At 51.1% G+C, this 13,209-nt stretch carries 14 protein-coding genes, 3 tRNA genes and 1 pseudogene; 12 read left to right on the top strand and 6 right to left on the bottom strand.

Annotated elements, in window-relative coordinates; translation table 11 throughout:
- The first annotated feature begins 8 nt into the window (after nt 1-8).
- The 8 genes from uvrY (at nt 9) to GJ746_RS16055 (ending at nt 5,359) form a co-directional block, all read left to right on the top strand.
- Entirely contained in the window at nt 9-665 is a 657-nt protein-coding gene (gene uvrY / locus GJ746_RS16090; protein WP_154681093.1) for a UvrY/SirA/GacA family response regulator transcription factor, read from the top strand.
- Nucleotides 662-2,494 carry an excinuclease ABC subunit UvrC gene (uvrC, locus tag GJ746_RS16085; protein ID WP_154681092.1) on the top strand — a complete coding sequence of 611 codons (1,833 nt, stop codon included), beginning with the start codon at nt 662-664 and terminating at the stop codon, nt 2,492-2,494. Before uvrY ends, uvrC begins: the two co-directional genes overlap by 4 nt.
- Before the next feature lie 57 nt (nt 2,495-2,551).
- Nucleotides 2,552-3,100 carry a CDP-diacylglycerol--glycerol-3-phosphate 3-phosphatidyltransferase gene (pgsA, locus tag GJ746_RS16080; RefSeq protein ID WP_154681091.1) on the top strand — a complete coding sequence of 183 codons (549 nt, stop codon included), beginning with the start codon at nt 2,552-2,554 and terminating at the stop codon, nt 3,098-3,100.
- A 151-nt stretch (nt 3,101-3,251) separates the two neighbouring features.
- Nucleotides 3,252-3,327 (top strand) — tRNA-Gly (locus GJ746_RS16075).
- 38 nt (nt 3,328-3,365) lie between these two features.
- Nucleotides 3,366-3,439 (top strand) — tRNA-Cys (locus GJ746_RS16070).
- A 13-nt stretch (nt 3,440-3,452) separates the two neighbouring features.
- A tRNA-Leu gene (locus tag GJ746_RS16065) sits at nt 3,453-3,539 on the top strand.
- 197 nt (nt 3,540-3,736) lie between these two features.
- Nucleotides 3,737-4,624, top strand: a complete 888-nt coding sequence (locus GJ746_RS16060; protein ID WP_154681090.1) for a dihydrodipicolinate synthase family protein — start codon at nt 3,737-3,739, stop codon at nt 4,622-4,624.
- A gap of 66 nt (nt 4,625-4,690) precedes the next feature.
- On the top strand, nt 4,691-5,359 hold the full coding sequence (locus tag GJ746_RS16055) for a YecA family protein (protein WP_154681089.1): 669 nt from the start codon (nt 4,691-4,693) through the stop codon (nt 5,357-5,359).
- Between the two features lie 27 nt (nt 5,360-5,386).
- Here GJ746_RS16055 and tyrP read toward each other — a convergent pair whose 3' ends face one another.
- Complete coding sequence (gene tyrP, locus GJ746_RS16050; protein ID WP_154681088.1) at nt 5,387-6,598, bottom strand: tyrosine transporter TyrP; 1,212 nt, start codon at nt 6,596-6,598, stop codon at nt 5,387-5,389.
- 195 nt (nt 6,599-6,793) lie between these two features.
- Here tyrP and GJ746_RS16045 point away from each other — a divergent pair, with 195 nt between their 5' ends.
- Nucleotides 6,794-7,033 (top strand): YecH family metal-binding protein, encoded by a 240-nt coding sequence (locus GJ746_RS16045; protein WP_154681087.1) that lies wholly within the window; start codon nt 6,794-6,796, stop codon nt 7,031-7,033.
- A 37-nt stretch (nt 7,034-7,070) separates the two neighbouring features.
- Here the strand turns inward: GJ746_RS16045 and ftnA are convergent, their stop codons facing one another.
- Together ftnA and GJ746_RS25440 are read right to left on the bottom strand one after the other, a co-directional pair.
- A complete protein-coding gene (ftnA, locus tag GJ746_RS16040; RefSeq protein ID WP_154681086.1) occupies nt 7,071-7,568 on the bottom strand; it encodes a non-heme ferritin in 498 nt (165 codons plus the stop codon).
- Between the two features lie 63 nt (nt 7,569-7,631).
- Nucleotides 7,632-7,713 (bottom strand): annotated as a pseudogene (locus GJ746_RS25440) (hypothetical protein); the annotation flags it as partial.
- A 276-nt stretch (nt 7,714-7,989) separates the two neighbouring features.
- On the opposite strand from GJ746_RS25440, the gene GJ746_RS16035 reads away from it, so the two are divergent.
- Nucleotides 7,990-8,628 carry an RpiB/LacA/LacB family sugar-phosphate isomerase gene (locus tag GJ746_RS16035; protein ID WP_154681085.1) on the top strand — a complete coding sequence of 213 codons (639 nt, stop codon included), beginning with the start codon at nt 7,990-7,992 and terminating at the stop codon, nt 8,626-8,628.
- A 49-nt stretch (nt 8,629-8,677) separates the two neighbouring features.
- On the opposite strand, the gene GJ746_RS16030 is transcribed toward GJ746_RS16035, so the two are convergent.
- A complete protein-coding gene (locus GJ746_RS16030) occupies nt 8,678-10,099 on the bottom strand; it encodes an MFS transporter (protein ID WP_154681084.1) in 1,422 nt (473 codons plus the stop codon).
- Nucleotides 10,100-10,303: 204 nt separating this feature from the next.
- On the opposite strand from GJ746_RS16030, the gene azuC reads away from it, so the two are divergent.
- Nucleotides 10,304-10,387: a stress response protein AzuC gene (azuC, locus tag GJ746_RS16025; protein ID WP_014229869.1), complete on the top strand. Its 84-nt coding sequence runs from the start codon at nt 10,304-10,306 to the stop codon at nt 10,385-10,387.
- A gap of 78 nt (nt 10,388-10,465) precedes the next feature.
- Nucleotides 10,466-10,717 (top strand): DUF2766 family protein, encoded by a 252-nt coding sequence (locus GJ746_RS16020; protein WP_154681083.1) that lies wholly within the window; start codon nt 10,466-10,468, stop codon nt 10,715-10,717.
- A gap of 46 nt (nt 10,718-10,763) precedes the next feature.
- On the opposite strand, the gene GJ746_RS16015 is transcribed toward GJ746_RS16020, so the two are convergent.
- Nucleotides 10,764-12,275, bottom strand: coding sequence for an MFS transporter (locus GJ746_RS16015; protein WP_195908869.1), 1,512 nt, complete (start codon nt 12,273-12,275; stop codon nt 10,764-10,766).
- Nucleotides 12,276-12,600: 325 nt separating this feature from the next.
- The gene (locus GJ746_RS16010; RefSeq protein ID WP_154681081.1) at nt 12,601-13,104 is read right to left on the bottom strand and encodes a non-heme ferritin-like protein; all 504 of its coding nucleotides are present in this window, start codon (nt 13,102-13,104) and stop codon (nt 12,601-12,603) included.
- Nucleotides 13,105-13,209: the final 105 nt, after the last annotated feature.

Genomic DNA, 13,209 nt, shown 5'->3' with positions numbered 1-13,209 from the left:
ATATTCCTTTGATCAACGTCCTTCTTGTTGATGACCACGAACTAGTGCGCGCAGGGATACGACGCATTCTGGAAGATATTAAAGGGATTAAAGTTGTTGGCGAGGCCTGCTGCGGTGAAGATGCCGTGAAGTGGTGCCGCGCGAATCCTGTAGATGTAGTCCTGATGGATATGAACATGCCGGGTATCGGTGGCCTTGAGGCTACCCGAAAAATTGCCCGTTCTGTTGCTGATGCCAAAGTGATTATGCTTACCGTCCATACGGAAAATCCGCTGCCTGCGAAAGTCATGCAGGCCGGCGCTGCTGGCTACCTTAGTAAAGGCGCTGCGCCGCAGGAGGTCGTTAATGCTATTCGCTGCGTGGCTTCAGGTCAGCGTTACATTGCATCTGATATCGCCCAACAGATGGCGCTAAGCCAGATCGAACCGGAAAAGGCGGAGTCGCCGTTTGCCAGTTTGTCTGAGCGAGAATTGCAGATTATGCTAATGATCACTAAAGGTCAGAAGGTCAATGAGATCTCAGAGCAGTTAAATCTGAGTCCTAAGACCGTGAATAGCTACCGTTACCGTATGTTCAGTAAATTGAACATTCATGGTGACGTGGAGCTGACGCACCTGGCAATTCGCCATGGCCTGTGCAATGCGGAGTCGTTAGCAAATCAGTGAGTGATGTTTTTGATGCAAAAGCTTTCCTGAAAACAGTAACCAGCCAGCCGGGTGTCTACCGTATGTACGATGCTGGCGGTACTGTTATCTATGTCGGCAAAGCAAAAGATCTGAAAAAGCGGCTTAGCAGCTATTTTCGCAGCAACCTGGCTTCGCGTAAAACTGAGGCGCTGGTTGCGCTGATCGCGCAGATTGACGTCACCGTGACCCATACCGAAACGGAAGCGCTGCTGCTTGAGCATAACTACATCAAGCTATACCAGCCGCGTTACAACGTGCTGCTGCGCGATGATAAATCTTATCCCTTTATTTTCCTGAGCGGTGATACCCATCCTCGGCTGGCGACGCATCGCGGAGCGAAGCACGCGAAAGGCGAGTATTTTGGCCCGTTCCCAAATGGCTATGCGGTTCGTGAGACGTTAGCCCTGCTGCAAAAAATCTTCCCTGTCCGCCAGTGTGAGAACAGCGTTTATCGCAACCGCTCGCGACCGTGCCTGCAGTATCAAATCGGCCGCTGCCTGGGGCCATGCGTCGCCGGACTGGTGAGTGAGGAAGAGTATGCGCAACAGGTCGATTACGTACGCCTGTTTCTTGCGGGTAAAGATGATCAGGTACTCACTCAGCTGATAGCCCGCATGGAAAAAGCCAGCCAGGCGCTGGAGTTTGAAGAGGCCGCGCGGATCCGCGACCAGATTCAGGCCGTACGCCGGGTGACCGAGAAGCAGTTTGTCTCTAACACCGGTGACGATCTGGATGTTATCGGCGTGGCGTTTGATGCGGGTATGGCCTGTGTGCATGTCCTTTTTATACGTCAGGGTAAAGTACTGGGTAGCCGCAGCTATTTCCCCAAGGTGCCCAATGGCACGGAGCTGGGCGAAGTGGTGGAGACCTTTGTCGGCCAGTTCTATTTACAGGGCAGCCAGATGCGCACGCTGCCGAGCGAGATCCTGCTCGATTTTAACCTCGGCGATAAAACCCTGCTGGCGGATTCCTTATCCGAACTGGCCGGACGCCGGGTTAATGTACAGACTAAGCCCCGAGGCGACCGCGCCCGCTACCTGAAGCTGGCGCGAACTAACGCCGCAACGGCGCTGACCACTAAACTTTCCCAGCATTCAACCATAACTCAACGCCTGCAGGCGCTTGCCACACTACTTAAGCTTCCAGCCGTCAAGCGGATGGAGTGCTTTGATATCAGCCATACGATGGGCGAACAGACGGTCGCATCGTGCGTTGTTTTTGATAGTAACGGGCCACTGCGGGCTGAGTATCGCCGCTATAATATCGACGGTATAACGCCGGGAGATGACTACGCGGCGATGAATCAGGTTCTGCGTCGTCGCTACGGCAAGGCGATAGAAGAGAGTAAGATTCCCGACGTCATCCTGATAGACGGCGGCAAAGGTCAGCTTGGCCAGGCGAAAACGGTTTTTGCCGAGCTGGATGTGCCGTGGGATAAAAGTCATCCCCTTTTATTAGGCGTGGCGAAAGGCAGCGATCGTAAGGCCGGGCTGGAGACGTTATTCTTCGAACCGGAAGGTGAGGGTTTTAGCCTGCCTCCGGATTCTCCTGCGCTGCATGTGATTCAACATATTCGCGACGAGTCGCACGATCATGCGATTACCGGCCACCGTAAAAAACGGGCAAAAGTAAAAAGCACCAGTACGCTGGAAACTATTGAAGGAGTCGGACCCAAACGTCGACAAATGCTGCTCAAATATATGGGCGGTCTGCAGGGATTGCAGAAAGCCAGCGTCGAAGAAATTGCCAAAGTACCGGGTATATCTCACGGTCTGGCAGAAAAGATCTTCTACTCGTTGAAACATTAGGGGCTCTGTAGCAACATAGGGCTAATTTTTACTTACAACAGATAGTTACCCGTTACTATGCAATTTAATATCCCTACGTTGCTTACTCTGTTTCGCGTCATTCTTATCCCATTCTTTGTGCTGGCGTTTTATCTGCCGTTTGCCTGGGCTCCTTTTGTCTGCGCGCTGATTTTTTTTGTTGCCGCCGTGACCGACTGGTTCGATGGCTACCTGGCTCGTCGCTGGAATCAAAGCACCCGTTTCGGTGCTTTCCTCGATCCGGTAGCGGATAAAGTTATGGTTGCTATCGCCATGGTACTGGTTGCCGAGCATTATCATACCTGGTGGGTGACGTTACCGGCCGCAACGATGATTGCCCGGGAAATTATTATCTCCGCCCTGCGTGAGTGGATGGCGGAACTGGGTAAGCGCAGCAGCGTAGCGGTATCCTGGATAGGTAAAGTCAAAACCACGGCGCAAATGGCGGCGCTGGTGTGGATGCTGTGGCGGCCAAATATCTGGGTTGAGTGGGCCGGGATTGGTCTGTTCCTCGTGGCGGCGGTACTGACTTTGTGGTCCATGCTGCAATATTTGAACGCGGCGCGCGGCGATTTGCTTGAACAGTGATCGTTTCGGCGTAATTTTCAGCAAATAACACAAGGTTTTAAAAAATATCGTTGACTCATTGCGCCAGGTAAGTAGAATGCAACGCATCGAACGGCAGCATAGTCTGGCAGACGATAACAAAATCAACTAATTAGCAAATTAGCTTGATGATGCGGGAATAGCTCAGTTGGTAGAGCACGACCTTGCCAAGGTCGGGGTCGCGAGTTCGAGTCTCGTTTCCCGCTCCAGTTTAAAACATCGGCATTCGCGGGTGTTAAAGCATTAAGGCGCGTTAGCAAAGCGGTTATGTAGCGGATTGCAAATCCGTCTAGTCCGGTTCGACTCCGGAACGCGCCTCCAATTTCTATCCCGAGCCCGGATGGTGGAATCGGTAGACACAAGGGATTTAAAATCCCTCGGCGTTCGCGCTGTGCGGGTTCAAGTCCCGCTCCGGGTACCATTGGGATAAAAACAGAATAATCAAAGCAATAAGCAGTGTCGTGAAACCACCTACGGGTGGTTTTTTTGTTTTTGTCTCTTATAACATCTCTGCAGAGCATCATTCTCACCGCATACTCTCTTTGTCCCAGGACAAAGTCATCTCCTGCTGTTAGTATCTTCCGGCCATCAATCATTATTTCAATAAGTGGGGTCGACATGTTCACTGGTCTGTGCGCTTTTCCTCTAACGCCGTTAAAGCATCATGTTGTTGATGAAACCGCTTTTGCGCGAATTTTAACTCGACTGGTTGACAGTGAAGTTGATTCACTCGGCGTGCTGGGTTCCACGGGAAGCTATGCCTACCTGAGCCGTGAACAGCGAATGCAGGTTATCCGCCAGGCAAAAAATCATGCTGGCGCGATTCCTGTTATGGTCGGTATCGGAGCGGTGGGCACCGACCAGGTTCTCCGTCTGGCAGAAGACGCGCAGCAGGCAGGCGCTAACGCGCTCCTTCTGCCGACAATTGCTTATCAGCCCCTGACGGAAGAAGAGATTTTGACGTTCTATCAGACGGTTACGCGACATGTTTCTGTACCAGTTTGTGTTTACGACAATCCTGTGACCACACATATTTCTACTTCGGATGCGCTCAAAGGCGCAATTGCCGCTCTGCCGGGGATTGCCTCGATTAAAATACCGGCTCCGGCTCAAAACGAAGTCGTCCATCGGATTCACGGCCTGCGACAGCAGCTACCCGCTAGCGTGACTATCGGCATTAGCGGCGATGCCTGCGCGGCAGATGGTCTGAACGCCGGCTGTGAGATCTGGTATTCGGTGTGTGCTGGGCTTTTCCCACAGATAGCCATGGAAATAGTGGCGGCCGCGAGGCGGGGTGATGCGCAGCAGGCGACGGCGATCGGCGCCAGGCTGGAGCCGCTGTGGATGTTATACCGAAAGTATGGCGGTAGCCTGCGAGTTACCGCCGCAGCGGCAGCGATCCTTGGTCTGTGTGCTGAGGACTGCTTACCGCGACCGCTGTTACCGCTTTCTTCTGATGCCTTTAGCGAAATTGCGGAGACTGTTCGTCATCTCAAGCTTCAGTAGTCGGGTAGTTTTCTCTCGCTATTTCCGCTACTGTAAGCGCCATTTTTTACGACGATGAGCCTGTTTATGAAAACTGGACCCCTGAACGAAAGCGAAGTTGAATGGCTGGACGATGTCCTGTCGAAATACGCGGTAGAAGGCACCATCATGGACGTTGCCGAACTGGATGGCTTGCTGACCGCGATTCTCTCCGGGCCCGTGGAGATTGAACCTGCGCAGTGGTTGATAGCTATCTGGGGCGGGGCGGATAACGTGCCGCGCTGGGCCAACGATCGCGAGCGCGATCGTTTCGTTAACCTGACGCTGCAGCAAATGAGCGATATTGCCGAGCGTTTAAGCGATTATCCCGATCAGTTCGAGCCGATGTTTGGCAGCCGTGAAGAGGAAGGGCAGGAGCTTACTATCGTTGAAGAGTGGTGCTTTGGCTATATGCGCGGCGTCGGATTGAGCGACTGGTCAGCTTTGCCAGCAGGGCTGCAGGCGGAACTCGACGTTATCGCTCTGCACGGTACCGAGGAGCGTTTCGAGGCGCTTGATGAATTATCCGCTGAAGCGTTTATCGCCAGCGTTGAACGGATCCGTCCTGCCGCCCTGGCGCTTTACAACTACTGGACCGAGCATGCTCAACCGGCAGAAGTTCAGCAGCCTGTCAGAAATGAGGCGAAGATCGGACGCAACGATCCTTGTCCTTGCGGCAGCGGTAAGAAATACAAGCAGTGCTGTTTATCTAAATAAAAGAAAGGGCCAACTGGCCCTTTCTCGTTATCCCACTGCAGGAAGCAAACCGGCGACAATCGCAAATTGGATCGTTACGATAGCAATGCCGCACAGCAGAACGAGCCACAGCGCCGCTGTGCCGCCCGCAACCCGCCAGGCGGCATCAGGATGCTGTTGGCGGCTCTTCATGACTAAAAGCGAAGGCAGCATAAGCGCGAGCACCGCCAGCGCGACGCCCGCGTAGCCTAAAGCCATGACGAAACCACGTGGATAGAATAGCGCGAAGGCCAGAGGAGGTAAAAAGGTAATCAGACCGCTTTGTATCCGCCCTCTGACGCTGTTCTGACGTTGAAACAGATCGGCCAGATAGTCAAATAGTCCAAGCGCTACGCCGAGGAACGACGTCGCCAGCGCCAGATCGGCAAACAGATGTACCGCCAGCTCAACGTGCGATGAAGCAACGACTTCACGAATAGCTTCCAGCAGTCCATTAAGCCCGGCATTTTTTGCCAGCAGTGCGGTAAAAGCGGGGGAGTCAATACTGCCAAGGGTCGCCAGCTGCCAGAAAATATAGGCGACCAGAGGAATAAAGCTTCCGATAACAAATACCCGGCGCAGTTTACGAATATCACCACCAAGGTAGCTAACAATACTGGGTATGCTGCCGTGGAAACCAAACGACGTGAAAATTACCGGAATCGCCGACAGCGCCAGGCCTTGCTGTAGCGGCAGAGTCAGCAGGTTTATCCGATGGATATGCGGCAGGAGAAGCACCAGCATAATGGCGAGAAAAATAATTTTTGCGCTGAATAAAAAGCGGTTAAAAAGGTCAACCAGCGACGTTCCGATGCACACGACGGTCCCGCCGATTGCGGTAAAAATCAGGACCCCAGCTCCGGGAGGCAGGTTCCAGTCCAGCCATTGATTGAGACTTGAGGCCAGAAGCTCGCCGGCGCCGCTAATATAAGCGGCCGTAAGAGCGTACATCAGGAACAGCATGCAAAACCCGGTAGCCCACTGCCCGTAACGCCCCAGATAGCGTGCCGCCAGCGAACCCAATCCCATATCAGCCGGTACGTGCTGATAGACTTCCAGTAGCAGTAAGGCGGTGTAACACATCAAGGCCCACAGCGTTATCAGTAAACCTAACGTGACGCCGAAACCGACGCCCGCCGATGCCAGCGGCATCGCCAGCATGCCTGCGCCGATTGTGGTGCCGGCGACGATTAAAATACTACCCAGAGTGCGGTTCTTCACGCTTTTCTCTATCCATTAGCGAATACACAATTAATTATGCCGCGCAGAGTATGTGAAATCAGTGAGTTCGTCAAATGAGGGTTACAGGGTGTGTAATGAGATATTTACAGCTGTAGAGAGGCTGCTTTAATACTGCGCTGGCGCAAGAATCTGCGGCCCGGACTGGTTTATTCTGCAGGTTTTACGGGAGGAAGTATGCCATCTATTCATGGTCACGAGGTTCTACAGATGATGCTTGCATCAGGCGAGCAGTACACCGTTGCTACGCTGGAAGCGGCAATTATCGCTCTTTTCGGCGAAGAGGCCAGATTCCATACCTGCTCGGCGGAAAATCTGAGCGCAGCAGAACTGGTGGCTTTTTTGCAGAAGAAAGGGAAGTTTATTGCCGCTAATAAAGGATTCAATACGCACGAAAGTAAAATATGCCGTCATTGAATGGGGCAGCGAGCGCTGAATCTCGCTGCCGGCTTTATTAATTTTGCGTATCGAGCGTAGCCAGATCCTTATCAATAAAGTACAGACCTTCGCCGCTCTTACCTGCGAGGGTCAGTTTATCAATAACGGATTTAAACAGTTTCTCTTCTTCGTGCTGTTCAGCGACGTACCATTGCAGGAAATTAAATGTCGGATAATCCTGGCTGGTCATTGCCGCGTGGGCCAGTTCGTTAATTTTCTGCGTAATTAATTGTTCATGTTCGTAGGTCGCGCGAAACAGCTCATCCAGAGAGGTATATTCGGCAACCGGGGACGCAATGGCGGTGATATTGGGCAGGCTGCCGGTATCCGTCAGATAGTCAAACAGGCGCTGCATATGGGTCATCTCTTCCTGCGCGTGGCGACGCAGAAACGCGGCTGCGCCTTCAAAACTGTGATAGCTGCACCAGGCGCTCATTTGCTGATAAAGCAGAGAAGAATAAAGCTCAAGATTCATTTGCGCATTAAGCTTGTCGATCATTTCAGTTTTTAGCATCAGGGTGCTCCGGGTAATAGAATAAGGAATTATTGTGCGCTCACTATAATTTGTTATTAATTTATTTGCAAAAAGTAAATTAATAAAATGATTTATTAATAATGCAAATGGGAATAACACGCATTGGCAGTTTAATAATAATGAGAATGGTTTTAATTTAATATTTAATGCGATTCATCGCTCGGCCAACCTGTTCCGAATCAGTGGTCAGACTGCGACTGAATGAGTGGGTTGCGTTGGCGATGAAGCGGAGTGATGAGAGCCGGTCAGACTGGGGTGAGAGACAAAAGTGTGAGGCGAGATGCAATTTATAAAACAACTTTTCATAAAATTTGAAAGTATGTTCGTAAGGTAGTATTGTTTCTGACAACGCTAACGAACTATCGCGGGAGAGCCCGCACTGCATTCAGGAGAGTAAAGCATGAAAATCGCACTGATGATGGAAAACAGCCAGGCGAACAAAAACGCCATCATCCTCAATGAGTTAAACGCTGTTGCCGGCGAGAAAGGTTTCCCGGTTTATAACGTTGGGATGAGCGATGAAAACGACCATCACCTGACTTATATTCATCTTGGCATCATGGCCAGCATTTTGCTCAACGCTAAAGCGGTAGATTTTGTGGTGACCGGCTGCGGTACCGGCCAGGGCGCGATGATGTCGCTGAATATTCATCCTGGTGTGGTTTGCGGCTACTGCATCGACCCTGCAGACGCGTTCCTGTTTGCGCAGATTAATAATGGTAACGCGCTTTCACTGCCGTTTGCCAAAGGATTTGGCTGGGGCGCAGAGCTGAACGTGCGCTTTATTTTTGAAAAAGCCTTCACCGGCCGCAAAGGCGAGGGTTATCCGCCGGAACGTAAAGAGCCTCAGGTACGCAATGCCGGGATCCTGAATACGGTCAAAGCTGCCGTTGTTAAGGAAAACTATCTGGATACGCTGCGCGCAATCGACCCTGAACTGGTGAAAACCGCCGTTTCTGGCCCTCGTTTCCAGCAGTGCTTCTTTGAGAACTGCCAGGACAAAGAGATCGAAGCGTTCGTTCGTCAGATTGTCGGTTAATCGATTAATACATCCTATGCTAGGCCAGCGCTGCTGGCCTTTTCTTTATCTATTTCTTTTTGTTCGACACGCTGCTACCCGCATCTTTTGTCAGATGCAGAGTATCAATCATGCCGACCAGGCAAATCAGCGCAATAAAGATAAACGACAGGCGGAAGCTGATGCCTGGAAGCTGAGAAAGCGTAAGCCATTCGCTGAACTCTTCGCCAATACGAATACCTATCGCTCCAAGCGTTATCCCTAGCCCAACGGCCAGCTGGGATGCGGTGCTGAACAGCGTATTGGCATAGCTCATTTGTGCGGAAGGCACATCGGCAAAAGCAAGGGTGCTGATACCGGTAAATTGAATCGATCGGAAGACCCCGCCGAGATAGAGAATCACAAAGATGAGCCAAACCGGCGTATGCGGGGTTAAAAAAGCGCAGGCCAACAGCGAGAAAACGTTTAATGCACCGTTAATTAACAGCAGGCGGCGAAAACCCAACCAGCGGATCAGCGGCGTTGTCAGTGGTTTAATGGTCAGGTTACCGACAAACACGGCCAGCACCAGCAGCCCCGAATGAAACGGATCCATACCAAATCCGACCTGGAAAAGCAGCGGCAGCAGAAACGGGACAGCGCTAATTGAGGCGCGAAACAGAGAGCCTCCGTACATTGTGACCCGGAAGGTAGGTATCTGCAGGGCATCCAGGCGCACCATTGGCCATGCCGCTCGGCGGAAGTGCCGCAGTGAGAAGAGCATACAGGCGAAGCCCAGGACCAGCAGAGTCAGGGGCTGCCATCCCAGAGGCTGGCGATCGCCGAGAAGTTCCATGGCCGCAACCAGGCTAATCATCGCCACCGAGGTGGCAAGAAAGCCGGAAAGATCGAAAGGCCGGCGCTCATCTTCGCGAATATTTGGGATGATACGCAGCGACAGGACGATAGCGGCAAGCCCGAGCGGCACATTAATAAAGAAAATCCAGTGCCAGCTGGCATAGCGGGTAATAAATCCCCCCAGCGGCGGGCCAATAATGGGCGCGACCAGCGCAGGCCAGGTCAGGGTGGCAATCGCTTTAATCAGCTGATGCTTTGGAGTGGTTCGTAGTACCGCCAGTCGGCCGACGGGAACCATCAGCGCACCGCCTGTTCCCTGAAGAATACGCATCGCGACAAACACATCAATATCGGTCGAGAGCCCACAGAACACTGAAGCCAGAGTAAAAATCACCAGCGCCAGAGTAAAGATCTTCCGGGCGCCAAACCGATCCGCAATCCAGCCGCTGGCCGGTATCAATACCGCAAGAGTAATAAGGTAGGCGCTGATCCCGATGTTGAGGTCAACTGCCGTCACGCCGAAGTCCTTCGCCATGTCGGGAAGAGCAGTGGCAATCACCGTGCCGTCGAGAAACTCCATAAAAAACGCGCCAGCCACCAGCAAAGCCGGTGCTGAAAAAGAGCGGTCGTCCCTGGAAGACGTATTTGTACTCATTATTGTGTCGCAGCCATAGCAAAGAGAGCCCGGATTTGCGTGGAACGTTCAGCTTAGAACTATCCGGCTAAGCTCATTTTGTTTAAAAGATAAAATTCCTATATAAAAAAGGTGATTTAACGCACATTTCGATTGATTTTTGTGATGGGTGTCATATTATTGCTGTGTAAAATTAACACCTGCATAACAAAAATGGAGCAAGCCATGAAACTGCGCAAAATCCTGAAAAGCATGTTCGAAAACTACTGCAAAACCTTTAAAGATGTACCGCCCGGTGCGATGTTCTGATTAAAAACCTGCCGCGGCAGGTTTTTTTATATCTCAGAATTTAGGTTACTATTACGCTCCTGAAAAAAGGAGCGAAAAATGTCCCAACGCCTTACTGAACACGATGAGCTGGTTTCTGACGTTGTTGCCTGCCAGTTAGTTATTAAACAGATCCTCGACGTCATTGATATCATTGCCCCTGTCGAGGTACGCGAAAAAATGACCACTCAGCTAAAAGCTATCGATTTTGCCAGCCACCCTGCATCAGCTGACCCGGTGACGCTACGAGCTGTACAAAAGGCTATCGCGCTGATTGAACTGAAGTTTACGCCGCAGGAAGAAACGCACTAGCTGTGTAAGCCCCACCATCAGGATGATAGCGGGGCGTTATTTGTGTTTAGTGGGAGACGGCGGTTTGAACTGCGGTCTCCTGCGTATTTTTGAACAGTCTGCTGTTGCCCCAGCACTCTTCGTAACGATGGCCGACTAAATCTTCAACGATAAGGCGCACGTCCGGTGCGATATCGGCAATTTTTCCTCCGGCTTTGATACGAGCCACTTCCTGTAAAACCACCAGGTGCGTTTTGCGATCAAGTTTCATTTGCTTACTGAACACAATAGCTGCGAGAGCCAGCAGGATAATGCCAACACAGAATACCGCCGCAATAGCGGTAACCGCGCTCTCTGGCTGGGTATGCGCCTTTGACTGAAATCCATAGAAGCTAAGGATAGCCCCCATTGAAAAGACGATAATCGAGCGCAAAATCTTACCGGAGAAGGTCATCGCTCCCGCATAGACACCTTCGCGGCGGCGGCCGGTATAGATTTCATCAACATCAGCTAAAAAGGTGTAGACGGTCCACGGAATGTAATACACGCCGCCGGTACCCAGGCCGAACAGCACCGTAATGCCAAACATCAGTATCGTTGCCAGATGTGCCGGTAAATGGAAGAACCACAGAGAGGTATAGAGCAGAACGGCAAAGATAACTACGCCCAGCGCCAGAATATAAGGTTTGCTGAAGCCTTTCTTGACGCACAGACCAATAAACAAAGCCGTTGATATTAGCTGCAGGATAGAGTTCAGGCTGTTGAGTCCTGCTACCATCGCCGGATCGTGTTGGAGAACGAAAATGACAAAGTACGTGAAGATAGAGGCGAACAGCCATTCGGCGCCAAAACCGCAGAGATACATGCCAAGGTGTTTACGGAATACGCGTAGATAAAACGTAGAGCGCATATCTTTCGCCAGCATGAGAAGGGTATTGAGCAACCCCATTTTCTTCCCCGGGCTGATTTCAGCTTCGCGCGGGCGCTCCCAGCTGCAATACCACAGGCAGGAGATAGCGATGATGAGAATGACGCCATAGGTGAGTCCGGTCAGGAAAAACGGGGTGGCGGAATCTTTGCCATAAAGCAGAATAAACTGTCCCGGAATAAATGCCGCCAGGAAGTTAGCCAGTTTGCCGAAAATCGCTTTGTAGCCGGTAAGCTTAGAGCGCAGTGAGAAATCATCGGTCATTTCGGTCGCTAATGTTTCATAGGGGACCATGATCGAGGTATAAATGATTTCAAAAATGACGTAGGTGCAGAGGTAGTACCAGAAGCTCAGGCCTTCAACCCAGAGCAGCGGGTAAAACATCATTAGCGGGATGCCAATTAATAAAAAGAAGCGGCGTCTGCCAAAGCGTTTACCCAGCCGCGTTTTGCCAAAATTATCGGTGAGATAGCCCATTAGCGGGTTACTAATAGCGTCAATAATGCTGGCGACGGAGAAAATAAAGGAGGCTTCGATCAGCGTCAGCCCGCAGAAGGTTGTATAAAAATAGAGCAGCCATGCGCCGCTGATTGCCAACGCTCCGCTTCCCAACAAATTTCCGCCGCCGTAGGCTAACTGATGGCGTAACAAAATCGGTCTTCCCGGCAGCCCCTGAGGAGCTGAAGCCGTACATCTTGCCATTAAAATAAACCTCATGTTTTAAATTTTTGAAACGTTGTTTTTTTATATTATCAATCATGAGTTTTAAATGTGATCCAGATCACTATCAACCCGCTAATTCCCCTGCCTGAGCGGTAATGAGATCCAGTTAAAATTTTTTAATGCTTTTCAGGAATAAAAACGGCGCCTAAGCGCCGAAAAAGATTGGTCTGGAAAGGACGAATGATGAAGTAATCGATCGCATATCTGCGTGATTCTGACGATTTATTGCTGGTTAACATCTGTTTTCCGGCTTTTAGCCGTGCTGCTTGCTGACCAGCTCAAGCAGGTGACGATCGGTTTGTTGTATGCATGTCCCGCTTTTCCTGGCATGACGAACTTCGTCGAGAATTGTTTCCAGCAGCATACCATCCTGATGCTGCTCTTTAGCGAGCTGCGTCAGAAAGCGGAGAGTTGAGTCATCGCTTTGCGCCTTCGCCTCTTCAGCGAGGCCAGAAAGCATGCTGCTGCGTTGCTGATAATCTTCGACTGTTTTGCTAAAAAGGTCTTCAAGAGAAGTACATTCGGAGCGGAAGGTTCCTTCCGCCTTAACGACAGGCCAGGCTCCGGATTTTTTCATGAAATCAAATACCCGCATCATCTGCGTGATGCTGGACTGCGCCCGGTTACGGAGAAAAGTCGCTGTACCGTTCAGACGATGCTGAGTGCACCATTCGCTTAAATGCAGATACAAATTTGAAGTATGGAACTCAAGATTCATTTGATTATTAAGTTTTTGGACCATTCCTGGAACGACCATAAAAATATCCTTATTTACCCTGGAAGGGGACCTGTGCCATACCCTGATTCATCGATATCAGGCGCTGGCGTGGAATTTACGGTATGCAAGGATTAATTCTTCATA

Source organism: Klebsiella oxytoca, from assembly GCF_009707385.1.
Lineage (GTDB): Bacteria > Pseudomonadota > Gammaproteobacteria > Enterobacterales > Enterobacteriaceae > Klebsiella > Klebsiella oxytoca_C.
This window is presented reverse-complemented; position numbering and strand designations above follow the sequence as displayed.